Annotated in this window: 18 protein-coding genes; 8 read left to right on the forward strand and 10 right to left on the reverse strand. The window is 46.7% G+C overall.

Annotated elements, in window-relative coordinates; all coding sequences use genetic code 11:
• Nucleotides 1-50: 50 nt before the first annotated feature.
• Nucleotides 51-200 carry a hypothetical protein gene (locus tag H3S94_RS11850; protein ID WP_369805700.1) on the forward strand — a complete coding sequence of 50 codons (150 nt, stop codon included), beginning with the start codon at nucleotides 51-53 and terminating at the stop codon, nucleotides 198-200.
• On the opposite strand, the gene H3S94_RS00370 is transcribed toward H3S94_RS11850, so the two are convergent.
• The 8 genes from H3S94_RS00370 to H3S94_RS00405 form a co-directional block, all read right to left on the reverse strand.
• Nucleotides 185-970 carry a DUF1499 domain-containing protein gene (locus H3S94_RS00370; protein WP_198239980.1) on the reverse strand — a complete coding sequence of 262 codons (786 nt, stop codon included), beginning with the start codon at nucleotides 968-970 and terminating at the stop codon, nucleotides 185-187. The genes H3S94_RS11850 and H3S94_RS00370 overlap by 16 nt on opposite strands.
• The gene (locus H3S94_RS00375; RefSeq protein ID WP_198239981.1) at nucleotides 967-1,836 is read right to left on the reverse strand and encodes a polysaccharide deacetylase family protein; all 870 of its coding nucleotides are present in this window, start codon (nucleotides 1,834-1,836) and stop codon (nucleotides 967-969) included. The genes H3S94_RS00370 and H3S94_RS00375 overlap by 4 nt, the downstream gene beginning before the upstream one ends.
• Nucleotides 1,837-1,859: 23 nt before the next feature.
• Nucleotides 1,860-4,526, reverse strand: a complete 2,667-nt coding sequence (gene ppdK / locus H3S94_RS00380) for a pyruvate, phosphate dikinase (protein ID WP_198239982.1) — start codon at nucleotides 4,524-4,526, stop codon at nucleotides 1,860-1,862.
• Between the two features lie 239 nt (nucleotides 4,527-4,765).
• Nucleotides 4,766-8,224 (reverse strand): chromosome segregation protein SMC, encoded by a 3,459-nt coding sequence (gene smc / locus H3S94_RS00385; RefSeq protein ID WP_198239983.1) that lies wholly within the window; start codon nucleotides 8,222-8,224, stop codon nucleotides 4,766-4,768.
• Between the two features lie 77 nt (nucleotides 8,225-8,301).
• Nucleotides 8,302-9,036, reverse strand: a complete 735-nt coding sequence (locus H3S94_RS00390; RefSeq protein WP_198230794.1) for a DsbA family protein — start codon at nucleotides 9,034-9,036, stop codon at nucleotides 8,302-8,304.
• Nucleotides 9,037-9,135: 99 nt separating this feature from the next.
• Nucleotides 9,136-9,657, reverse strand: coding sequence for a DUF721 domain-containing protein (locus H3S94_RS00395; protein ID WP_198239984.1), 522 nt, complete (start codon nucleotides 9,655-9,657; stop codon nucleotides 9,136-9,138).
• Nucleotides 9,657-10,631 (reverse strand): SDR family NAD(P)-dependent oxidoreductase, encoded by a 975-nt coding sequence (locus H3S94_RS00400; protein ID WP_198239985.1) that lies wholly within the window; start codon nucleotides 10,629-10,631, stop codon nucleotides 9,657-9,659. The genes H3S94_RS00395 and H3S94_RS00400 overlap by 1 nt, the downstream gene beginning before the upstream one ends.
• Nucleotides 10,632-10,787: 156 nt before the next feature.
• Entirely contained in the window at nucleotides 10,788-11,081 is a 294-nt protein-coding gene (locus H3S94_RS00405; protein ID WP_198239986.1) for a hypothetical protein, read from the reverse strand.
• Nucleotides 11,082-11,687: 606 nt separating this feature from the next.
• Here H3S94_RS00405 and H3S94_RS00410 point away from each other — a divergent pair.
• On the forward strand, nucleotides 11,688-13,007 hold the full coding sequence (locus H3S94_RS00410; protein WP_198239987.1) for an MFS family transporter: 1,320 nt from the start codon (nucleotides 11,688-11,690) through the stop codon (nucleotides 13,005-13,007).
• A 112-nt stretch (nucleotides 13,008-13,119) separates the two neighbouring features.
• Nucleotides 13,120-14,211 (forward strand): A/G-specific adenine glycosylase, encoded by a 1,092-nt coding sequence (mutY, locus tag H3S94_RS00415; RefSeq protein WP_198239988.1) that lies wholly within the window; start codon nucleotides 13,120-13,122, stop codon nucleotides 14,209-14,211.
• 69 nt (nucleotides 14,212-14,280) lie between these two features.
• Here mutY and H3S94_RS00420 read toward each other — a convergent pair whose 3' ends face one another.
• The gene (locus H3S94_RS00420) at nucleotides 14,281-15,414 is read right to left on the reverse strand and encodes a site-specific DNA-methyltransferase (protein WP_198230788.1); all 1,134 of its coding nucleotides are present in this window, start codon (nucleotides 15,412-15,414) and stop codon (nucleotides 14,281-14,283) included.
• Nucleotides 15,415-15,878: 464 nt separating this feature from the next.
• On the opposite strand from H3S94_RS00420, the gene H3S94_RS00425 reads away from it, so the two are divergent.
• Entirely contained in the window at nucleotides 15,879-16,571 is a 693-nt protein-coding gene (locus tag H3S94_RS00425; protein ID WP_077991455.1) for an HAD family phosphatase, read from the forward strand.
• Between the two features lie 290 nt (nucleotides 16,572-16,861).
• On the opposite strand, the gene H3S94_RS00430 is transcribed toward H3S94_RS00425, so the two are convergent.
• Nucleotides 16,862-17,407 (reverse strand): hypothetical protein, encoded by a 546-nt coding sequence (locus H3S94_RS00430; RefSeq protein WP_077991454.1) that lies wholly within the window; start codon nucleotides 17,405-17,407, stop codon nucleotides 16,862-16,864.
• 190 nt (nucleotides 17,408-17,597) lie between these two features.
• Between H3S94_RS00430 and thrC the strand changes: the two genes are divergently transcribed.
• From thrC to H3S94_RS00450, 4 genes are all read left to right on the forward strand, one after another.
• The gene (gene thrC / locus H3S94_RS00435; protein ID WP_198239989.1) at nucleotides 17,598-18,995 is read left to right on the forward strand and encodes a threonine synthase; all 1,398 of its coding nucleotides are present in this window, start codon (nucleotides 17,598-17,600) and stop codon (nucleotides 18,993-18,995) included.
• Between the two features lie 80 nt (nucleotides 18,996-19,075).
• Nucleotides 19,076-20,362 carry a pitrilysin family protein gene (locus tag H3S94_RS00440; RefSeq protein ID WP_198239990.1) on the forward strand — a complete coding sequence of 429 codons (1,287 nt, stop codon included), beginning with the start codon at nucleotides 19,076-19,078 and terminating at the stop codon, nucleotides 20,360-20,362.
• 23 nt (nucleotides 20,363-20,385) lie between these two features.
• A complete protein-coding gene (locus H3S94_RS00445) occupies nucleotides 20,386-21,000 on the forward strand; it encodes a GNAT family N-acetyltransferase (protein WP_077991446.1) in 615 nt (204 codons plus the stop codon).
• A 12-nt stretch (nucleotides 21,001-21,012) separates the two neighbouring features.
• The gene (locus H3S94_RS00450; protein WP_198239991.1) at nucleotides 21,013-23,892 is read left to right on the forward strand and encodes an EAL domain-containing protein; all 2,880 of its coding nucleotides are present in this window, start codon (nucleotides 21,013-21,015) and stop codon (nucleotides 23,890-23,892) included.
• Nucleotides 23,893-24,053 lie beyond the last annotated feature (161 nt).

Genomic DNA, 24,053 nt, shown 5'->3' on the forward strand with positions numbered 1-24,053 from the left:
AAAGGGCTATCCTTGAACGGTTAAGCGAGGGAGACCGGACAATAAGCGAGATCGTCAAGGCAATTTACCGTTCGCTTGACCAACGTCTTTACAAAGTTGCTTCACTTTCGGTTCTTGCGCATCTCGAATCACTGGTGGCAAGCGGTGTTGTCAAAGTCGAGGAACCACTTTCTCTCTCGGCTTGTTATTCATTATCCTGATCGGTTGGTGTCGAAAGCATTTCGGTATCGAGAGCATCCATGAACGTCAGAATAAATGCTGCATCGACTCCGAGATCGCGATGTAAATAACGTGATGCCGAACGCATATCGACAAATGTTGTATCCCCTTCGTCAGTCAGACGAATGACAATGTCGGATATAAAACCCAGATAAAAAGTTTTAGCTTCTGTTTCGATAAATAACTGTTCATCTTCACCATCGACACCCCTTTGTGCCCTGATCGGCCAACCTTGGGCATCAAGAACATTGCGCACCGATTTGAGAATACGGTCAGGCGACCCGTCGTAACGGCGTCCTGAAAGCTCCGGCCATTCTTCCAGTTGCAATGCGGCCTGCGCGGTTAATTCGGAAGCAACAGGCAAAGCATCGGCTGGTCTGGTACCTGTAATGAAATGTGGCGGAGTATCGGTATCGGTTGAAATATCGTTCAGTGGCGGCAACACACACCACATTACAAGGAATGTTGAAATCGGAGTCAAAGTTATCAATGAATAGACGATGCCCTTTAAGGCTTTTAGCCCGCCACGATCACCGTTTTCCCAAAGATCGTAAAGGCCTTTTATAGCCAGAACAAATGCTATCAGTGCCAACGCACCGGCAACAGCCGAAAACCCGATAAAAACATTTGTCCGAATAACCGAAAATCGGTGGAGGAGGCACAAAATGACAAGTGCCAATAGGCTGACGCCACCAAAACGCGGCGACCACAAAGCGGCATAGGATGTCACACGAACATATTTTTTTCTCATTGTCCGTCAATTTTCCCTGATAATGTGCTCGCCCCGTCTAGCCTATTAGTTTTCTGTAATGGATTTTTTTCTTGCAACACAGTTTTTTTATCGACTGCTTTGATCCCTTGCAATGCATTACAATCGCTCACACTTGTCTGTCTTTCCACCGGCTTTACCGCATCCGACAATTTTACAAAACTGAAGCCCTTTTTCTCTAGTTCCAGAATACCGTCTGCCACACCCTGACCGGATGCACGTTTGGGCTGGTTCATATGGGCAATAATTACATCACCATTCTTAGCAGATGAAATACGCCGGGCAACCGTTTTTGCTGGCAGAGATGCCCCCATATCGGCATTAAGAGAAAAACCGCCTATCTCGTAGCCCATGGCATGAACGAGTTTGATCGCATCATCAGAATAACGTGCTGCCGCATCACGATACCACTTTGATTGGGGAAAACCTGCATTTGCCAGACCTTCCTCTCCACCTCTGACTTCTTCACACACTGCTTCGAGGCTGCCTGCTGTTTTGAGACCATAAATATCCGGCTGGTTATCAATAGCGGGCACATGATTTTTCCCGTGATTTGCAACTTCAAACAGATCAGGATGAGCCTTGATGACATCGATAGCCGTTTTGTTTCTTCGCAACCACCGCGCTGTAACAAACAGAGTTGCTTTAATCTGGCGGGAAACCAGTATGTCGAAGATACGGTGGTCTATATCGCCCATACAAAGGTCAAGCGTCAAAGCCACTTGCGGGCTTGACGCTGCACCTTTTTCTATATGCAATGTCGGTTCGACCGTACCGGCCACACTTATGGCCGGTACATTCAGAGCTATTATACCGGCAAACACCCACCGGCGGATATATCGCAACATTTATTACCTATGCTTGGCATTACCTATTTCTGGTGTCTGATCGCTGCTTGAGCTGCTGCAAGTCTGGCTATCGGCACACGGAACGGCGAACAGGACACATAGTTCAACCCGTTTTCTTCGCATAAATCAATAGACATCGGATCGCCACCATGTTCGCCACAAATACCAAGTTTAATATCGGGACGCTGGCTGCGGCCGCGTGTTGCACCTATTTTTACAAGCTCGCCAACTCCATCGCGATCAATGGATACAAACGGATCCTGCTCCAGCAAGCCTTTTTTAACATAGGTCGAAAGAAATGGACCGGCATCATCACGTGAAATACCGAACGTCGTCTGCGTAAGATCATTGGTGCCGAAAGAGAAAAACTCCGCAGATTTGGCAATTTCGGCGGCACAAATTGCAGCTCTCGGCAATTCGATCATCGTTCCGACGAGATAGTCGATTGTAACGCCGTGCTCTTTCATGACCGCCTTTGCCGTTTCATCAATACGCTCTTTGACATAGTCAAGCTCGGTTTTGAGTGCTACCAGAGGCACCATAATTTCCGGTATCACCGTTTCCTTGGTCTTTTTAGCGGCTTCAATCGCAGCCTCGATAATTGCACGCGTCTGCATTTCAGCGATTTCAGGATAGGTAATTGCCAGGCGACAACCCCTTAATCCCAGCATCGGGTTGAATTCATGAAGTTCTGCTGCTCTTTCTTTGATAAGTTCGGCCGGAATTGACATTGCTTTGGCAACTTCGGCAACTTCGGCGTCTGTTTTCGGCAAAAATTCATGAAGCGGCGGATCCAGCAAACGTATTGTTACCGGTAGACCATGCATGATTTCAAACAATTCGATAAAATCGGAACGCTGCATGGGCAGAAGTTTTGCCAAGGCCTTGCGACGACCCTGTTCATCATTGGCCAAAATCATTTCGCGCATCGAAATGATACGATCACCGGCAAAAAACATATGCTCGGTGCGGCAAAGACCAATTCCTTCGGCACCGAAAGAGCGCCCCATCCGTGCGTCCGCCGGTGTCTCGGCATTCGCACAAACATGCATACGGCGTTTTTCATCGGCCCATGACATGAGTTTTGCAAAATCGCCCGACATTTTCGGTTGCAACATGGCGACTTTGCCTTTGTAAATCTCGCCATTTCCACCATCAATTGTGATGATGTCACCTTTATGGAAAGTCTCGCCACCGGCTTTCAATGTGCCGCTACGATAATCGATATGGATACTGCCGGCACCCGAAACACACGGTTTTCCCATACCACGAGCCACAACAGCGGCGTGGCTCGTCATGCCACCGCGCGTTGTCAACACTCCTTCTGCAACATGCATACCATTAATGTCTTCCGGACTTGTTTCCACACGCACCAGAATAACTTTATGCCCCTCTTTGGTTGCATTTTCCGCTTCTTCCGACGAAAAAACAATTTCGCCGGTTGCAGCCCCCGGAGAAGCAGGAAGCCCTGTGCCCAAAACCACTTTTTTAGCTTTGGGGTCGAGTGTCGGATGGAGAAGCTGATCGAGCGATTTAGGATCAATCCGTGAAATGGCTTCGGTGCGATCAATGAGCCCCTCGTCAACCATATCGACAGCCATTTTGAGTGCCGCCCGCGCCGTACGCTTGCCAATGCGGGTTTGCAGCATCCACAATTTACCTTTTTCAATGGTAAATTCCATATCCTGCATATCGCGATAATGTTTTTCCAACTTGTGGGCAATGTCGTTAAACGCAGCAAAAGCTTGCGGCAAAGTCTTTTCCAGCGAAGGTTTGTCGGAACCGGCAGCAATACGTGCAGCTTCGGTAATGTTTTGCGGCGTTCTGATACCGGCAACCACATCTTCCCCTTGTGCATTGACAAGAAATTCGCCGAAAAGCGCGTTTTCGCCTGTTGAAGGGTTACGGGTGAAAGCAACACCGGTTGCCGAATCATCACCCATATTGCCAAACACCATGGCCTGGACATTAACCGCAGTACCCCAGCTTTCCGGTATATCGTGAAGTTCGCGATAGGTTACGGCGCGCGGTGTCATCCAGCTTTGGAAAACCGCCCCTATTGCACCCCAAAGTTGTTTTTCAGGGTCTTGGGGAAATGGCGTTCCGATTTCTTTTTCGACACATTCTTTATAAGAGGCAATCACATCCTGCCAATCCTTCGCGGTCATTTCGGTATCGACGTCATAACCATGGCGCGCCTTGGCATCATCTATAATTTCTTCAAACAATGCGCCATCGATTCCCAGCACAACATTTGAATACATCTGGATAAAACGGCGATAGCTGTCATAGGCGAAACGTTCGTCACCGGTTTCTCTTGCTATTGCTTTGACAGTTTCATCATTAAGACCGAGGTTCAAAACCGTGTCCATCATACCGGGCATGGAAGCGCGCGCTCCCGAACGAACCGATACCAGCAAAGGCTTATCCTTGTCACCGAACCGGCGTCCGGTCAGTTTACCGACTTCTGCAAGACATTTTTGAACAGTTTCATCGAGTTTGTCGGGGTAAGTTTTATTATTGTTATAAAAATAGGTACAGACTTCTGTGGTGATTGTAAAACCCGGAGGAACCGGCAATCCGAGATTGCTCATTTCCGCGAGATTTGCACCTTTACCACCCAAGAGATTGCGTTCAGATGCCGCCCCGTCAGCCTTTCCATTACCAAAGCTGTAAACCCATTTTGTCATTTTAAATAAACATCCTCCGATTGACTGTAATAGCTGCCCGTTAAAAAATAGACTTTACCTATTTTGTGAAAAGACGAATTAAGAGACCAACTACCAGTGTCAGCTTAAATGACATTTGCCCCTACGCCAACATCAATTTTCTTTACAGAACAAACAAATCGATTAAATAGAAAAGTCAAACCGATTGAATAACAAAAGTTTTACACTTGCAAGCAAAGATCGGAACGCATTTCTTTTCATTAGCCAACGTCACGCATTTTTTCTGCGGTCTGGAGATCGACCGATACAAGTTGTGATACGCCCTGTTCACCCATTGTGACACCGAACAAGCGATTCATGCGCGCCATTGTTATCGGATTGTGCGTTATAACGATAAAGCGCGTTTCGGTCGATTTTGCCATTTCCTCCATGAGATTGCAGTAACGTTCGACATTGTGGTCATCAAGGGGGGCGTCAACCTCGTCCAAAACGCAAATAGGCGAAGGACTCGTTAAAAAAACCGCAAATATCAATGCCATTGCTGTCAATGCTTGCTCGCCGCCTGATAAGAGTGTCATGGTTTGCGGTTTTTTACCCGGTGGCCGTGCCAGAATTTCGACACCCGCATCCAAAGGATCATCCGATTCGATCAGTTGAAGTTCCGCTGTCCCGCCACCAAAAAGATGATGATAAAGTCTCTGGAAGTGGTCGTTTACCTTGGTGAAGGCAGCAAGCAGCCTTTCCCGCCCTTCGCGGTTCAGATTGACAATTGCAACACGCAACTTTTTGATTGCTTCGACCACGTCGTCGCGCTCACCGGTGATCGAATCAAATCGCGTGCGAAGCTCTTTTTCTTCTTCATCGGCACGTAAATTCACCGCTCCAAGACGTTCGCGCTCGATGCGCAATCGTTCAAGTTTGTGTTCGAGTGTATTGATGTCGGGCATTTCATCGGCAACCGAAAGCCCCGCGAGAGCCAATGTTTCGTGTGCTGCGCAGTTCAGAGTTTCGTTTATCCGTGCTTCTATCTCCTTTCGACGATCGACAGCAGCATTCAGCCTTTCTTCGGCTCTGGCGCGTTCTTCGCGACTTGACGAAAGTGCGGCAAAAGCCTGCGAAGTCTGTTTATCAAGCGTAGCCTCTATTGCTTCTGCCTGTGACAGGCGATCCATTACCGCATGGCCTTCCGCTTCTTTCTTTGCAATGGCATCAAGCAGATTTTGCCGTCTTTCCTCTAGCCCCTCAGGTGTTTGCGCCAATTGCTCGGCTTCGATCATTGCTTCTTCACGACGTGCTTTTAACGCATCTATCTGGTTTTTCGCGTTTTCTATACGTCTAACCCAATTTTTCCTCTCCGAGCCAATCGCTTCAAGTCTACGCACCCGCGCGCTGGCGTTTTGCTTCCAGCTTTGTAATGCAGCCAATGCTTCCGAGACGGCTCTTCGTTCGGACGATATTTTTGCCGAAAATGAAGCGATTTTCGCCTCCATTGCCGTCATATCGGGCAATTTTTTCTGCTCGATCAAAGCCGTTTCGAGTTTTTGTGAAATCTCTGTCTTTTCACTTTCCAGATTGCCGATATTCTCTTCAAGAGAAGACAGCCGCAAACGGTGTTCGGACACTTCGCGTTCAACATTGCTATAGAATTGTTGTGCGGCATCGCGATTGTCACGGCTCACGCGCAACTTCGCCCTTACCTCGCGTTCATAAAGGGCTGAATCTTCCACCTGCTTTGTTAGCTGTTGCAATTTCGTTTCGGCAATCTTCAAGGCTTGCTTTGCTTCCTCGACAAGTTCCGCCAAAATCTGAAGACGATTTTTTTGTGCCAGACGTTGAGCACTTGCAGATGGTGCATCTGCACGCGTCTTTAACCCATCCCAACGCCAGATTGCGCCGCTCCGGCTCACCAGTTTTTGCCCCACCTGCAACCCTGTTTGCAAGCGCTCGCCTTCTTCCTCCTCGACAACTCCGATTTGCGCAAGTGCCTGTTTCAATTGTTCGGGTGCTTTCACAAAATCTGCCAACGGTTTCACCCCGTCAGGAAGCGCGGGACTTATCACTATTCCGGTGCGGCCACTCCAAAAAATTGGTGCACCTTCTTTCAACGACCCTTCAAGATCATCCCCCAAAGCTGCACCGAGAGCAACTTCAAAGCCTTCTTTAACAGTGATTTCATCAACAACCGGCGGAAATTCTGCGCTGTTCGAGGAATTTAAAAGCTGTTCAAGGGTGCGCGATTCAGTTGTAAGACCATTTAACCTGTCACGACAATCAGCCACCAGAGGACGCTCTTTATTTTCTGCCTCACGTGCGTTTTCAGTGGCCAATTCGCATTCTTGCAACAATGCTTCATTCTGGGCAAGTTGTGCCTCGGCTTCCGCGAGTTTTTCTTCAGCTTCGGCAATTCTGTCGGAAGAGTTCAGCTCCTCTTCCAAAGCCTTTATCTGGTTTTTTATATCAATAATCGTCTCATCAAGACGTTTGCCCCGATTTATAAAATCGGCGATCTGATCGGCTATTCGTAATTCTTCGGCCTTGGCCTCGGCTTGTAATTTTGTAAGTTCGCCCGCTTGTGCTTCGCTTTCGCTTAAATTGCTTTGCAGCTCTTCATAATGAAGGGTAAGCTCCATTTCGGTTTCTTGCTGGTTTTCCGCTTCAAGCCGTAATGTCTCTTCCTCTTCGTTCAACCGTTCAAAACTTTGCTGATTGTCATTGGCAAGTTGTTCTTCACGAACGATGTCGGCGTCAAGTTGTTCAAGCCTGCGCAACAATTCCGATTGCCGCTGACGATTTCTGTCTTTCTCCTCGTCAAGCTGTTTCAACTCGATGCTTAATCTCTGGTAAGCGGCAGAGGCTTTTGCTGCTTCCTCCCTCAGCGGAGGGAGTTTGTTTTTACTTTCTTCCTGTGCTTTTTCGGCACGCATATGCGCCTGCGCTTTTTCCGCAACAAGTTTTGTTGCACCATTCAGAGCGCTTATTGCTTCGGCTTCCTGGGATTTGTTCTCTGACCAGCGCAAATAGAACAGACCGGCTTCCGCCTGTCTTATGTCGGCGGATAGAGTTTTGAAGCGGTTTGCTTGCCGTGATTGGCGTTTCAAACTTTCAATCCGCGATGAAAGATCGCCTACTACGTCTTCAAGCCTGTCGAGATTGCCTTCTGCCGCACGAAGCCGCAATTCAGCTTCATGGCGGCGGCTATGAAGGCCTGAAATACCGGCTGCTTCTTCCAGCAATGCACGGCGTGCTTGGGGCTTTGCCTGTATCAGCTCGCCAATGCGCCCCTGCCCGACCATGGAAGGCGAACGTGCACCTGTCGACTGATCGGCAAACAATAATTGAACATCTTTTGCCCGTACTTCTTTGCCATTAATACGATAGGCCGAACCGGCATCCCGTTCAATACGGCGGGAAACCTGCAACTCATCGGTATCATTAAAAGCCGTTGGCGCGCTGCGGTCGGAATTATCAAGAAACAATGTAACTTCGGCAAAATTTCGCGCCGGCCGCGTCGCCGAGCCGGAAAAAATAACATCATCCATGCCGGAAGCGCGCATATTTTTATAGGAGTTTTCCCCCATAACCCAGCGCAGAGATTCAACGAGATTCGATTTCCCGCATCCATTAGGGCCGACAACGCCCGTAAGCCCGCGTTCTATTACGAACTCCTGAGCTTCGACAAAAGATTTAAAACCTACCAGCCGCAGCTTGGTAAACTGCATGAACCTACCTTCGGGGTTACAAAAAAGGATGCAGTCAAAAGTAACTGCATCCTGCCTCTTATTCCACAATCATCATATTAAAGGAAACTATCAATCACAGAAGACATGTCATCCACAGACAACGCGCCTTCATATTTCTTGCCATTGATAAAAAATGTCGGTGTCGACGTGACGCCGAACTCTTTACCACGTTCAAACGAACTCTTGACTTCGTCAAGCACCGATTGATTCTTCAAGCAGGCTTCAAAAGCATTGTCATCAAGACCGGCCATTGCAGCTATTTTTTTCAATGGAGGCAATGCGTCGGAAGCAGCCGCCCATTCCATCTGCTTTTCAAAAAGCACCTGAATCATCGGGAAATACCGGTCTTCCGGCGCACAACGAGCAAGCATGTAGCCGGCTTGTGCCCTCGGATCATACGCAAATTCGCGGAATACCAGACGCGCTTTACCGGTTTTGATATATTTTTCACGGATGGATGGCAGCGTTTCATTATAGAAAGCAGCACAGTGGCCACAAGTAACAGAAGCATATTCGACGATGGTTACCGGAGCATCTGCTTTGCCCTCGACCATTTCCTTGCCTTTACCGGGTTCAAGCAATTTGGCCATATCAACAGTACCCGACGATTTGACTTCGGTTGTTTTGGCAACACTTGCTTTATTGTCGGCAGATTTAGCTTCGTCGGTTTTCGCTTCAGCAGGTTTATTTTCTGCCGCATAAGAAGGTAAAACAGTAAAACAGGTTGTTGCAAATAACCCTAGAGCGGCGGCAAAAAACCGTAAATGCCGACTGTTTTTTGTATTAAGCATAACAGTACCTTTTCTTTTTATTATGTTCAAACTTGAAACTCGCTAAATTCAAGGCAAGCTTTGTTATTTTATACGGCATTCATCAAGAATTGTCTTGGATTAATTATTAAAATTTTTGTCATGACCGGTATGTTTCTCTGCAAATATAGATAGACCAAGATCGCTTAAAGAGTTCCGAAGCCCGATATTATCAATTTGCATTGTCACTTCATCAATAAACTTGCGATCATTTTCGTCTACCGGAGGGCGCTTGAAACGGACAACTTCCTCTTTCTCGATAACGCATTGTTCTATTTTTATCCGGTTCACTGCAATAAACCCGAAAAAGGCATTGATACGTTGCAGAATTTCGGTTGTTTCGTGGGTCAAAATCATGGCAGCATAAGCCTCGCAACCAACGACAAGTGTTGCCGGTTTGAACGGATCATCAATACTCGAACGTCTTGGCCACAGGATTTTTAAGGGAATCGTACTTCCTGCAATTTCTTCTCCGATAAGCAGCGGCCAATTTTGGATAAGCTCCATACTAAGACCGGTTTTTTTACGCAAAATCGGATCAAGCAAACCGGCTGTTGTTTCAGCAAGCGAAGAAAAATGACTTTTTTTCGGTTTCCAGCCCATTATTTGCCTTGATAACGTTTAAACCAGTTTACAAACTTCACGATACCTTCGTTAATCGACATTGTCGGATGGTATTCCAGATCTCTCTCGGCTCTGGAAATATCGGCATAGGTTTTTTCGACATCGGCAGGCGGCATAGGGCAGAGTTCTGTTAACGCCTTTTTGCCTGTCTCCTGTTCAATCGCTTCGACGAACTCCATCAAAGGAACCGGCTTGTTATTGCCGAGATTATAAATGTCGGCCACTTTTTCCGGCTCTTTCATTATTTTTTTTGTCACGGTTACGACGCCATCAACAATATCATCAATATAAGTAAAATCGCGTTGCATTTTACCGTAATTGAAAAGTTTTATAGGACGCTCCTCCAAAATAGCATCCGTAAACAGCCATGGAGCCATATCAGGCCTGCCCCACGGGCCATAGACTGTAAAAAACCTCAAACCCGTTGTCTTGAGTTTATGAACATGGTGATATGAACGGGCAAGCAGTTCTCCTGCCCGCTTGGTGGCAGCATAAACCGAAACCGGATCATCCACCCTGTCATCTTCCGAAAATGGCACTTTCCTATTTCCGCCGTAAACAGATGAAGAACTTGCATAAACAACCGGCGGACAGGAACTATATTTCAATGCCTGTTCAAAAACCCTGACCTCGCCTTCCACATTGGCACTGACATAAGCGGAAGGATTTTCGATAGAATAACGAACACCTGCCTGTGCAGCGAGATGAACAATAACATCAACGTTTTTTTCGCTGCCTATCGCGAGTTCAAGTTGTTCTTTATCGGAAATGTCGGCTTTGACAAAACGGAATGCCGAATTATCGCCTATATTCTCCAACCGTGCTTTTTTAAGTTCGACAGAATAATAATGATTGAGGTTATCAACGCCGACAACCTCGAACCCCTGTCGCAGCAATTCTCTCGTCGTTGCAAATCCGATAAAACCGGCAGCACCTGTGACAATTGCTTTCATTTCGACACCTTATCTTTCAGTTTCAGCGGGTTGCGTAAAAGCCCGTGGATGATACGGCAAATATCATCCGGCAACCGGAAAAACACAGTACCGGTTCAGGACCATTTCGGCAAACATATATTCGCCTGACATATATTATGACAAGTTTTCTTTGCCCTAACGATTGTTGAACCGTTCAGATTGTAAAATTGTATAATTGTCCGGAAAAACATTATACCGGCTGCATCCACGTTGAGGTGCAAAAGTATCGGGAAAAAGCATCGGGTTCCGTTTATCATGCAGCTTCTTTGCGACCTCGCCGGTTACCTGATAACCAACCGGACTCCATAACGGTCTGACAGGAAATCGGCCAAAAGAAACACTACCCGTTATATCCGTCATTTTACGGGAAAATCCGGCGAAGGTGACAAAAATAGCAACCTGCTTCATAGAATCGAATTTTCTTTCCATGTTGCTGGCAGAACCGTTTGATATTCATCAGAGACGAAATCCGAAAGTCGATTTTATTTCCGTGAGCCGCGCTCACAAGATGATAATCCTGTCCAACTCCATCTGCCGATCGGGAAACTTTTTGGAAGCGGTCATTCGAGCAATCAGGGTTGATTATATAAACGGGGATTTTCAACCTATCCTCGATGTTCCGATTGCGTAAGGGGAGTAAAAATGGAAGTTATGACATTTTGCAAGTTTGTCAAAAAAATCAATTCAGAATTATCCATTTGAACCGACGATCTAAACGCCTTTAATGACTTTGTCGTGTCTTCATCGCATTTCCCGCACCAAACAGCATTAACAGCAATTTTACCTGCCAATCTTTATTTCCGCCTTTTTGCCTCGCGATGTCTATAATTGCGAATTTTAAAAAAATCGAAAGCCGGATGACTTACTTTGGAGAAACCATTTCGGGAAAACATCACTTCAAAACATCATTTTAAGGGGAAAAATCACTTTTAATTGTGTATCTTTAAACGTTTTTATTTCTGTTTTCAGTCAACTTGCGTCAATAAAACGAATAACAATAGCCCTGATAATAGCTGTACCTTATGGGAGATATTAATGACTGACACGAAAGAGACGGCTTCCACGGTTGATCCTCATGACACGCGCAAGCGAATTTTTGCAATTGTAGCAAGTGCGTCGGGCAACCTCGTCGAATGGTATGATTTCTATATATATGCTTTTGCATCCATTTATTTTGCCAACCAGTTTTATCCGTCAGGCAATGACCAGGTTGCAGCACTTCTAAAAACTGCCGGCATATTTTTCATCGGATTTTTGATGCGTCCGATCGGCGGCTATATTTTCGGCCGTATAGGCGACCGTTATGGCCGTAAATTATCCATGATGATCTCGGTGGTGATGATGTGTTTAGGCTCGCTTATCATCGCTTTTCTACCAACCTATGCCACATGGGGGAATGCGGCAGGCATTATTTTGTTGCTCGTCCGCATGATGCAGGGATTGTCAGTCGGTGGAGAATACGGGACAACCGCTACATATATGAGTGAAGTTGCTTTAAAAGGTCGGCGCGGGTTTTTTAGTTCCTTCCAATATGTGACACTTGTCGGCGGACAACTTCTTGCCGTTCTGGTTGTCGTTATTCTGGAAATGTTCCTTAATGACCAGCAGATAAGGGCGTGGGGCTGGCGCGTTCCTTTCGTTATTGGCGCTTTGACAGCAATCATCGCCTTTTATTTGCGCCGTTCACTCCACGAGACTTCCACCGAAAAATCACGCACCAGCGTTGAAGCCGGAAGCCTCATCAGCCTGTTGAAAAACCATACCCGTTCTTTCCTGCTCGTTGTAGGGTTCACATCCGGCGGTTCACTGACATTTTATACCTACACCACCTATATGCAGAAATATCTTGTTACGACGACCGGTTTTTCGGCTAAAGATGCCAATACGATGATGCTTGCTGCATTATTTATTTTCATGGTTTTACAGCCTTTGTTCGGCATGTTGGCAGATCGTATCGGTACGCGCACTTCGTTGTTGATGTGGTCGGCTCTTTCAATCATCCTGACCATTCCTGCCCTATCATTCATCGGATCCACGCATAGCGAACTCGCAGCCTTCTTCGTGATGGTTGTCATGCTTGCGGTATCCTGCCTTTACACCTCCATTGGCGGCATCGTTAAAGCGGAAATGTTTCCGGCTTCAGTCAGGGCGTTGGGGGTCGGTTTTTCCTATGCTGTCGCCAACGCACTTTTCGGCGGTTCGGCTGAATATGTTGCGCTATGGTTCAAGAACGAGGGCGTCGGCAATTATTTCTACTGGTATGTTACAATCATGATGGTGATTGCTTTTGTCTGCGCTTATAAAATGAATGATGCAAGAAAAGGCGGCTACCTTCAGGGACATCACATCGATTGAAAAACGGTTATCGGCAGTCAATCTTGAACAGATTGATAAAAAGAAAGGCAAGCCTGCTAAAGGCTTGCCTTTTCCTTTTGATTTTTTTGACAAATTATGATTGGAGAAATCCATGAGTGATTTTTCCGGAAAGCTGCTTTTATGGTATGACCGTTACCATCGTATATTGCCATGGCGCGTTGCGCCGGCCGACTTGTTGAACGGCAAAAAAAATGATCCCTATCGGGTCTGGCTGTCGGAAGTCATGTTGCAACAAACAACTGTCGAGGCTGTCAAACCCTTCTTTGAAAAATTCGTTACAACATGGCCAACGGTCTTTTCTCTTGCAAAAGCCGAATTGGACGATGTCCTTAAAGCCTGGGCAGGTCTTGGCTATTATTCACGGGCAAGAAATCTCAAACGTTGTGCCGAACAGATAGTGGCCGATTATAATGGCATTTTTCCAAATTCGTTAGAAAGCCTGAAAAGCCTTCCCGGCATTGGCGATTATACGGCCGCTGCCATTCTTTCTATTGCTTATAACGAGCCGGTAGCTGTGGTCGACGGAAATGTGGAGCGCGTCATTGCCCGTATATTTTCAATTGATGAACCATTGCCGCGGGCAAAAATGACAATCAGGGCGAAAACACAAGAATTAACGCCTGAAAAGCGTTGCGGTGATTTTGCCCAAAGCATGATGGATCTAGGCGCTTCAATTTGCACACCACGCACACCGAAATGCATGATATGTCCGGTTGAAAGCCTGTGCGAGGGAAAGCGCAGCGGTAACCCTGAAGCCTATCCGGTCAAACCGCCCAAGCCGCAGCGCCCGCAACGCCATGGCGTCGCCTTTGTGGCATTAAACAAAGATGATGAAATCTATCTGGAAAAACGGCATAATTCAGGGCTCCTCGGTGGAATGACGCAAGTCCCCAACCATTTCAGTGAACGGAATCATTATTCGGTTAATGACGCTCCATTTCACGCCGATTGGGTCTTGAAAGGAAAAGCGCAGCACGTCTTTACCCATTTTTCACTCGTTCTTGATGTCTATTTGGCCAAAAATGTCGAAAAAACCGCTGCGGGCAATGGTTGGTGGTGCTCTGTGAATGAATTGGCCAATGAAGCTCTTCCCACTGTTATGAAAAAAGCAATCTCGGTTGCTATTCCGGAGAGTTTTAAAATCAAAGGTACAAATTCGGGAAAATTAAAAAGAAAAAATTAAAAGGCGGCGCAATGGATGCGCACGCCTTTTCTTGACCGGAGACTGGAGGATTACCCGATCGTTAAAATGTTAAACGCCGCTTTTTGCCATTTGTTCCCTTATGACAACGCGTAATTCGTCAATCAGAACCAGACGACCTTCTTTCTCAACGTACCAAAACGTCCAACCGTTACAGCTTGCACTGTTTTGAACCTTTCGCCCCATCATGTGAATTGAACCGGCTTCCCCGTCAACCACGATGGTTCCATCCGCGCGAACAATTGCAGCATGTTCGCGTTTTTTGTCGTAAAGCACGCTACCCGGCTTCAGTAATCCCGCTTCAAGAAGGCTGACAAAAGCGACACGGGGTTCTGCTCTTTTTCCGGTTAAAATTGCAAGTTCCGGTTTCGCCAAAGGCTCGACCGCAAGGATTCTTTCCATTGCGGCGTCAATATAGGATTGTTCGCGTTCGATACCGACGAAATCGCGCCCCAATCGCTTGGCTACCGCACCCGTTGTGCCGGAGCCGAAGAAGGGATCCAGTATAACATCGCCGGGTTTCGTTGATGCCATGATAACACGGGCAAGTAATGCCTCCGGCTTCTGGGTTGGATGAACTTTATGACCGTTTTCGTCTTTCAGACGTTCTGCCCCTGTGCAGATCGGAAACAACCAGTCGGAACGCATCTGGACATCGTCATTGGCGGCTTTCATTGCCTCGTAATTGAAAGTATATTTTTTCGCGTTCTGGTCGCGCGATGCCCAAATTAGTGTTTCATGGGCGTTCTGGAAACGTCGCCCTTTAAAATTGGGCATCGGATTGGTCTTGCGCCAGATAATGTCGTTCAGCATCCAGAAGCCCAGATCCTGCAATGCTGTACCGACCCGAAAAATATTGTGATAGGAACCGATAACCCAGATTGTCCCGTTCGGCTTCAAAACCCTGCGGCAGGCAAGAAGCCACGCACGTGTGAATGCATCATAAGCGGCGAAACTTTCAAATTGGTCCCAATCATTGTCAACAGCATCGACCAGAGATTGGTCGGGGCGATGGAGAGCGTTTGCAAGTTGAAGATTATAGGGGGGATCGGCAAAAATAACGTCAACCGATTGACTTGGCAGCTTATTGAGCGCTGCAACGCAATCACCCTTTAAAATCTGGTTACGCCATGCTTCTTCCGGCGAAGCCTGAACGAGATCTTTTACAAGACGGACAACTGTCATAGGATACTCGACCACACATACTCAAAACACATAAACTCCGTGACAAATCGAATCACGGTTTCAACAAGCCTAAATTGACGAAATAGGGTAAATATCGCGTTAAAGAGCACCGGTTTCAAAAACCCGGTATCATCATCTTCAATGTTTGACCTTTATCTCCGATGCTTGGCCATTATTTCCGATATTTGACCATTATCTTCGATATTCGACGATCATCTCCGATGTTTCGATTGTCTATCATCGACAGTGTTTGAATATAGCGAGCTGAAGTTGTGAACGGAAAGACCTGTATTTTTATGATTGTGAATGATACTGCCCGTTATCCAACGTCCCGATTGAAGAAATTTGTGAGATTAAAGGAACACACAATCGGGAACGATAGATTTTTATAAACTATTGCCAATGACGAGTTGAACCGTCTAAAAGGTTGACAAATAATATAAGAGTTTACGGGACAAAAGCCGATGCCGCAGATAGATCTGGTTATTTTTGATTGTGATGGTGTGCTTGTCGATTCAGAATATCTGGCAGCCCAGATTGAATCGCAATTATTGGCTGAGGCAGGCTTTGAAATTACGCCGGAAGAACTATCCGAACGTTATGCAGGACTGATTTTTCTCGACATTCTCAAAGAGATAGAAAAACAGTCGGATGTTCCGCTTTCTGTCAGCCTGATTGAAAAAGTACCGGAACTTTTCAAAAAACGCATGCAAGATGAATTGGTTGGCATTGACGGCGCGCGCGAGGCTATTGAAGCGGTTGCCAAACTCTACCCTTATTGTATCTGCTCCAATTCGAGAAGCGAAGACATCAAGCGTATGCTCACGATCGTCGGCCTTTATGATCTTTTTGAAAACAAAATTTTCTCGGCACCGGAAGTGGGAACAAAAAAAGTAAAACCGGCACCCGATGTTTATCTTTATGCGGCTGAAAAAATGCACGCAAAACCGGAAAATACAATTGTCATCGAGGATTCGGTCCATGGAGTGCGCGGTGCGGTAAAAGCAGGTATGCGGGTTATCGGTTTTACCGGTGGTTCACATGCTTATCACGGTCTTGCCGATGTCCTCACCGAAGCGGGCGCGGAAACAGTCATTGCCCACCATTCCGACTTGCCGGCCGTCCTCAAAGCCTTGTCCGAATGGAAAGATGTCTGAATCTATTCCGCCCGTAAAAAATCTCGCTGATAATGTCAGGCAAACGGTTAAAAACACAGTAGAATGCTGATTGTTGAATAAGCATAAAATCCATATGCGGAATTTGAAGATAAAACAGATTTGATAACTTTAATTCATTCAATTTTTTGACGTTGAACGAATCTGAAAGATAAACATCGCAATTTCGGGAAATTTATCCCGACATGATAAAAGGCTTTGGAAGACCAAAGCCTTTTTAATCAAAACAGATTTGTAAAACGGTTTTTGAATATCACCGGATGCGCCGGACGCTATTTCTTTTGGCCTCTATCATATCCTACGAAAATGCGAATGTTTTTGGATGTCGGCTTGGGAAAAGAAATTTGATCGTCGGAAAAAATGAATTGCGTTGCATCAACACCGTTACTGATTTCAACCGGATAATTGCGCAATTTGGAATATATCACACTATCACCTTGCATAACCGTGACGCGGATCGGCAGTGACACTGTACCTTTTTTAAACATCGGTCCGGGCACTACGCGACCGGAAGCGGCAACTTTCATCGAAAGTGTTGTATCGGTCGTGTTACAGGTTCTCGTCACATCTCTGATAGCAGCCTGATACATGACTTTATTGGCGTCACCCTCGCCACCGCGCTCATAAACATCATAAAAAGCAGTATCATCCCGCATAAGAACAATCGGGCAATAGGCACGCAACTGTGCTTCGGTTATTTGTGGTTCGGGCGGAACATTGTCCACTTTCTTATGGATAAAACATCCCGACAAAGTTGAAGCAGCGGCAATAACAAGGCCAAAGCCCAATGAAAAACGATAAATCGACTTTTTATCCATGAAGTGGACTTTCCTAGAGTAGTGAACCTGTTCTATATCAGCGATCAATAATAGTGATTTGTTGTTTTCTCGCTTTTTCTATAATTTGGCAAGTCTGGTAAAAATAGAGGACATTTTCAGTCCCGTAAAGGTTGCAAGATAATGCGAATGCAAACATTTCACGTTGGTCGATGAGCCGAGGAGTCTATGAATGAAATATATCAGCACAAGAGATAATGCGCCGGTACTCGGCTTTTGTGAAACTGTCATGACCGGACTTGCCCGCGATGGCGGCTTATATTTGCCGGAAAGTTATCCCCACTTTTCGCCGGATTCGCTGAAAGCTTTGCGCGGAAAATCATATGCAACAATTGCCAAGACCATTCTTTGGCCTTTTGTCGACGGCGAAATTGAACGCGATGCTTTCGATTCTATGGTGGATGAAGCCTATCAGACATTCCGTCATCCTGCCGTTTGTCCGCTTGTCCAGACCAATACAAGCGAATTTATATTGGAACTTTTTCATGGCCCCACATTGGCATTCAAGGATGTTGCCATGCAATTGCTTGGCCGTTTGATGGATTATATTCTCAAGCGCCAGAACACACGCGCTACGATTACCGGCGCAACATCGGGAGATACCGGCGGTGCAGCGATTGAAGCCTTTGCCGGTCGCGAACGCTGCGATATTTTTATTCTTTTTCCCAAAGGGCATGTTTCGCCCGTTCAACAACGCCAGATGACAACCAATAACAATACCAATGTGCACGCAATCGCCATTGAAGGAAATTTCGATGATTGTCAGGCTTTGGTCAAAGCCATGTTCAACGATCACGCTTTTCGGGATAAAACAGCCCTTTCGGGTGTCAATTCGATCAATTGGGCGCGGATCATGGCGCAAATTGTCTATTATTTCACTTCTGCAATTTCACTCGGCGCGCCTGACAGGGCTGTTTCCTTTACAGTTCCAACCGGCAATTTCGGCGATATTTTTGCAGCCTTTGTTGCATCCCGCATGGGATTACCGATTGCCCGTCTCGTGATTGCCACCAATGATAATGACATTCTGGTACGTACGCTTTCAACCGGCAATTACCAGATACGTTCACTCAAACACACCACTTCACCATCTATGGATATTCAGGTCTCGTCGAATTTCGAGCGCCTTTTATACGAGGCTTCAGGGCGTAATGCGATTTTGATCCGCAATGCTATGGAAAATCTCAAGCAATCGGGTGAATTTTTCATTGATGATGCAATCTTGAGCAAAATCCGCACTTTGTTTTCAGCCGGTCTTTCCACCGAAACACAGACGGCCCGCATGATCGACGAGCTTTATAAAGAGAGCCATTATCTTGCTGATCCGCACACAGCTATTGCTGTAAAAGTTGCCCGTGAACATATGGAAAAAACGATACCCATGGTTGTACTTTCAACCGCTCATCCGGCAAAATTTCCTGATGCGGTGAAAAAAGCTTGCGGGCAAACTCCTGAACTTCCAGAGTGGCTTGACGGCCTCATGGAAAAGCCGGAACGTTACGAAACACTCGAAAACGACGAAAAACTCGTCAAAGACTATATTTTGAAAAATTCCCGCGCCTGCCATTAACCCTATTCTTTGTTTCCAAAAGACAGCAAACATACAATGTGGTTTTTTATTGAAGTTTTGAATGAAGGAGTTTCAACAGTATGGGTGTAGAAATCAGCCGACTCGTCAATGGTTTGACGATCGTCACGCATACGATGCCCCAAATCGAGAGCGTTGCCCTCGGCATCTGGGTAAAATCCGGCTCCCGTAACGAAAAATTTGATGAACATGGCGTCGCCCATATGCTGGAACATATGGCTTTCAAAGGTACGATCAATCGCACAGCCTATGAAATTGCGGCTGAAATCGAAGATGTTGGCGGCGAAATCAATGCGGCAACCAGTGTTGAAACCACGGCCTATTATGCTCGTGTCCTGAAGAACGATATACCGCTTGCTGTGGATATACTCGCCGATATTATCACCTCGCCGAAATTTGACGAAAATGAGCTCGAACGCGAAAAACAGGTGGTCTTGCAAGAAATCGGTGCAGCCAATGACATGCCTGAAGATATTGTATTCGACCATTTCACCGAAACGGCATTCCGCCACCAAACGATCGGCAGGCCTATCCTTGGTACTGCCCAATCGGTGCGCGCTTTGACTGCGGATAATTTGCGTAACTTCATGAATGAACATTATAGTGCCGACCGCATGATATTTGTGGCAGCCGGTGCGGTTGACCACCAATCTTTTGTCAAAGAAGTCGAAAAGCGGCTTGGTAATTATCGCGCGCATTCTCCTGCCCCTCTTGCCGATCTCGCAAATTATGTCGGTGGCGATTTCCGTGAATACCGTAACCTTAAAGATGCCCAGGTACTTTTGGGATTTGAAGGGCGCGCCTACCATATCCGCGACTATTATGCGTCGCAAATTTTATCCATCATCCTTGGTGGAGGAATGTCTTCGCGTCTGTTTCAGGAAGTGCGCGAAAAACGCGGCCTTTGTTATTCAATTTATGCTTTCCACTGGGGGTTCTCGGACATCGGCTTGTTTGGTGTCCATGCCGCTTCAAGCGAAGATGGGCTACATGACCTGATCCCCGTTATTCTTGACCAGCTTTATAAAGTCAGCGAAAAAATCGGACAAAATGAACTCGACCGCGCACGCGAACAATATCGTGCCGGACTTGTCATGTCGCAGGAAAGCCCGTCAAGCCGTGCTGAAACCATCGCAAGACAAATGCTGCTATATGGTCGTCCGATACCCGCATCCGAAACATTGGAACGCTTGTCCCTTCTTACCGTCGACAGATTGACCGATCTGGCAGAACGCTTATTTATTGATTCAAAACCGACATTGGCAGCAGTAGGAGCAATTGGACCAATTATGAGTTATGGTGATCTTGTTGCAGCTCTTTCTTCGGGCGCCGGACGGCGTCCTTATTAAGGGCAAGCCAGAAAGGCAATGGCATGTTCAAAATGCCCTTCCGGCGGCAGGCCCGTAAACAACAGGGAAAAATCCGCCTTCCCAATTTGAAAGCGCAACATATCTATTTGCGTTTCCCCATGCTTGACGACTATCAGGAGTGGGCAACTCTGAGAATGGAAAGCCGGGCATTTCTCGAACCTTGGGAACCGCTTTGGCCTGCCGATGCACACACACTCATCCGTTACAAAATGCATCTCGATCGCTATATCGAGGGACGCAAAAACGGACAATTTTTTGTCTTTTTTGTATTTTCCAATGAAACAGATCATCTTATCGGTGGAATAAGCCTCGGCAATATCAGACGGGGTGTCGTACAATCAGGAGAGATCGGCTATTGGTGTGGTGAAAAATATTCCGGCCATGGATTTATGCATGAAAGTCTTGACCTGATGATTGATTTTGCTTTTCAACAGCTCAAGTTGCATCGTTTGCAAGCTGCCTCGATTCCGACAAATACACGTTCCATTGCTTTACTGGAAAAATGCGGTTTTGTCAGAGAGGGGTTGATGCGCTCTTATGTTAAAATACATGGTTGCTGGCAAGATCATTACCTTTATTCTTTGCTGGAAACCGAAAGACCAATAAAGCCAGTTTGAAAGTGAGGCGTTGTGAAGACAATAGGCAAGACCATCGGCATTTTTGTATTCTGGTCATTGGCAGCTATCGCGCTTTGCCAGACGGCTTTGTCTATTGAACCGGTTAAAATCTCTTCACAGGATACAGCGCTTGATTTATCGCGTGCAGTCGAAATCCATCACATCAAAGGGAACACGTTCCAGACATCGACAGCCGCCGGTCCCGACGGTATTGTACGGCGCATCGAAATGCAGGGAAATGGTGATCGCGCCGAAAGCGACTGGGCTGTTTTTGCCATTGCCAACCCGACCGATGACCAGATTGATCGCCTCATCGTCACTCCCCATTATCGTATGGCCGGCTCAGGATTGATTTGGCCTGATCTCGGTTCGGTACGTATCCAGTCGATCACACCTTCGGAAGGTTTTGCTCTTGATCGCCAGTCGAGTCCCGATTCGGATGTTTTCCGTATCACAATCAATCCGGGAGCTGTTGTAACACTTGTTGCCGAACTCGGTTCGTCAAAACTGCCGCAAGTATATCTGTGGGAACCGGAAGCCTATAAGGACACGATCAACTCATATACGCTCTACCACGGTATATTGCTTGGTATTTCCGGCCTTCTGGCACTTCTTTTGAGTGTCCTATTTGTCGTGCGCGGCACCGGATTGTTTCCGGCAACCGCTGCAGTTGCCTGGGCTGTGCTTGCCTATATCGGCATAGATTTCAATTTTCTCAATAAGCTTTTTGTCATTTCGGCTGCAACAGAACCGATCTGGCGCGCGGCAACCGAGGTAGCGCTTGCCGCATCGCTTTTCATTTTCCTCTTCACCTATCTCCATCTTAACCGGTGGCACTACCATTTCAGCTATGGGGCAGCTGCCTGGATTATCGCTCTATGTGCTCTTGGCGCTTTTGCGATTTATGATCCGACACGCGCTGCCGGTATGGCAAGGCTTTCATTCGGACTCACCGCTCTTCTCGGAATTGTTCTCATAGGCTATCTTTCCATTCGCGGATATGACCGCGCGATTATGTTAATTCCAACATGGCTTCTTATTATTTTCTGGCTTTGTGGAGCCTATGTGTGCGTGACCGGCAAACTAGATAATGACATTGTCCAACCCGCGCTTGCCGGTGGATTGGTTCTTATCGTTCTTCTGATTGCCTTTACAGTCATGCAACATGCTTTTTCCGGCGGCGCTTTCCATCAGGGAATATTCTCCGACCTCGAAAGAAAGGCACTTGCCGTCATGGGAGCCGGCGACATCGTCTGGGATTGGGATGTGCGCCGCGATCGCGTGGTCATCAACCCCGATCTTTCTCTTTATCTCGGATCTACCGCAGGTGAATTGAATGGCACGATCCGCAACTGGATTGAAGCCCTGCATAGCGATGACCGCGACCGGTTCCGTGCGATACTCGACATGATTCTCGACACGCGTAAAGGGCGGATAGACCAGACATTAAGGCTGCGTTCCGGTGATGGACATTATTACTGGTTCTCGCTAAGAGCCAGACCGGTTATCGGTTCGGATGGCGAAATTGTGCGCGTTGTAGGAACACTCGTCAATGTAACAGATCACAAGAAGGCAGAAGAACGCCTGTTGCAAGATTCCGTCCACGACAATCTGACCGGTCTTCCAAACCAGCAGCTTTTTCTTGACCATTTGCAAACCTATGTCAATCTGGCGGTTGCGGGACGCGCAATCAGGCCGACTGTGTTTGTTATAGATTTTGATGGTTTCCGTAATATCAATTATCAATTCGGAATGTCGGTAGGCGATACTTTTCTATTAACCATTGCCCGTCGTCTTGGCCGCCTTATCACGCCTGAAGACACGCTTTCACGCCTGTCAACAGACCGTTTTGCAATTGTTCTGACGAGCCAGACCGACCCTGCGAAAATTGCTGCTTTTGCCGACCAATTACAAAGAACGGTTGCAGCACCTATTCTTTTTTCGGAACGTGAAATCAAATTATCTGCTTCAATTGGTCTTATTACCTGGACAGAGGGAAACTCCAATGCCGAGGATATGTTGAGTGATGCAGAGCTTGCCATGATCCATGCCAAAAAAGCCGGTGGCAACAAGATCGAGCCTTTCCGGCCGAATTTCCGCACTTTGGGGCTTGAACGTAACAGCATGGGAAATGACATTCGTTACGCCCTCCAACGCAATGAAATCAAAATACTTTATCATCCGGTTCTTGATCTCAACGACGGGCAGATTGTCGGCTTCGAGGCCATGCTGGAATGGCATCATCCCCGTCACGGAAATCTTTCGGCTGTCGATTTTATCCACACCGCCGAAAGTGAACATGTTGTCATGGACCTTGCCCACTTTGCAATGAGAACCGTCGTCGACGATCTCGCACATATACAGGACCGTTTTCCCAAACAATCCTTCTTCGTTTCCGTCAACATTCCCAGTGCCGAAATGGTTCATCAGGAATTGATAAACGAATTAAAAGCAATTCTCATGCGCAATCCGGTCAATAAAGGCCGTTTGATGATGGAAATGTCAGAATCCATTCTGATAGAAAATCCTGAACAATCATCCAATCTTCTGGAAAAAATCAAAGCGCTCGGCATCGGGCTTGCCCTTGATAATTTCGGCACCGGATATTCGTCACTTGCCTTCCTGTTACGTTATCCGTTCGACATGATAAAATTGGATCGTTCCTTATTGGAGGTTGACAGCTCGAAAAAGCGTCTCGTTTTGAAATCAATCATTACCATGGCGCATGATCTTGACTTGAAAGTCATTGCCGAAGGTGTCGAGAAAGAAAATGAGGCAGTCATGTTGCGTGAAGAAGGCTGCGAATTTGTCCAGAGCAATGTCTTTACCGAACCTGTCGGGGTTGAAGATCTGATTACTCTTGTTATGAAACATCCCAAGGCCAACGCCTGATTTGAAATTCAAAACCACCCGAATATCGCTTCTGTGTCGAATCTTATGGGATCGACTATGGATGCGCCAAGGATGCCTCATGTGACAGACAACTGAAAATTCCAACACAACAAGTTTCTGTAAGAGGGAGAAATGCCGGTTGAACAGCTGGTTGGCTAATG

This window comes from Bartonella sp. B10834G3 (assembly GCF_016102505.1).
Lineage (GTDB): Bacteria > Pseudomonadota > Alphaproteobacteria > Rhizobiales > Rhizobiaceae > Bartonella > Bartonella choladocola.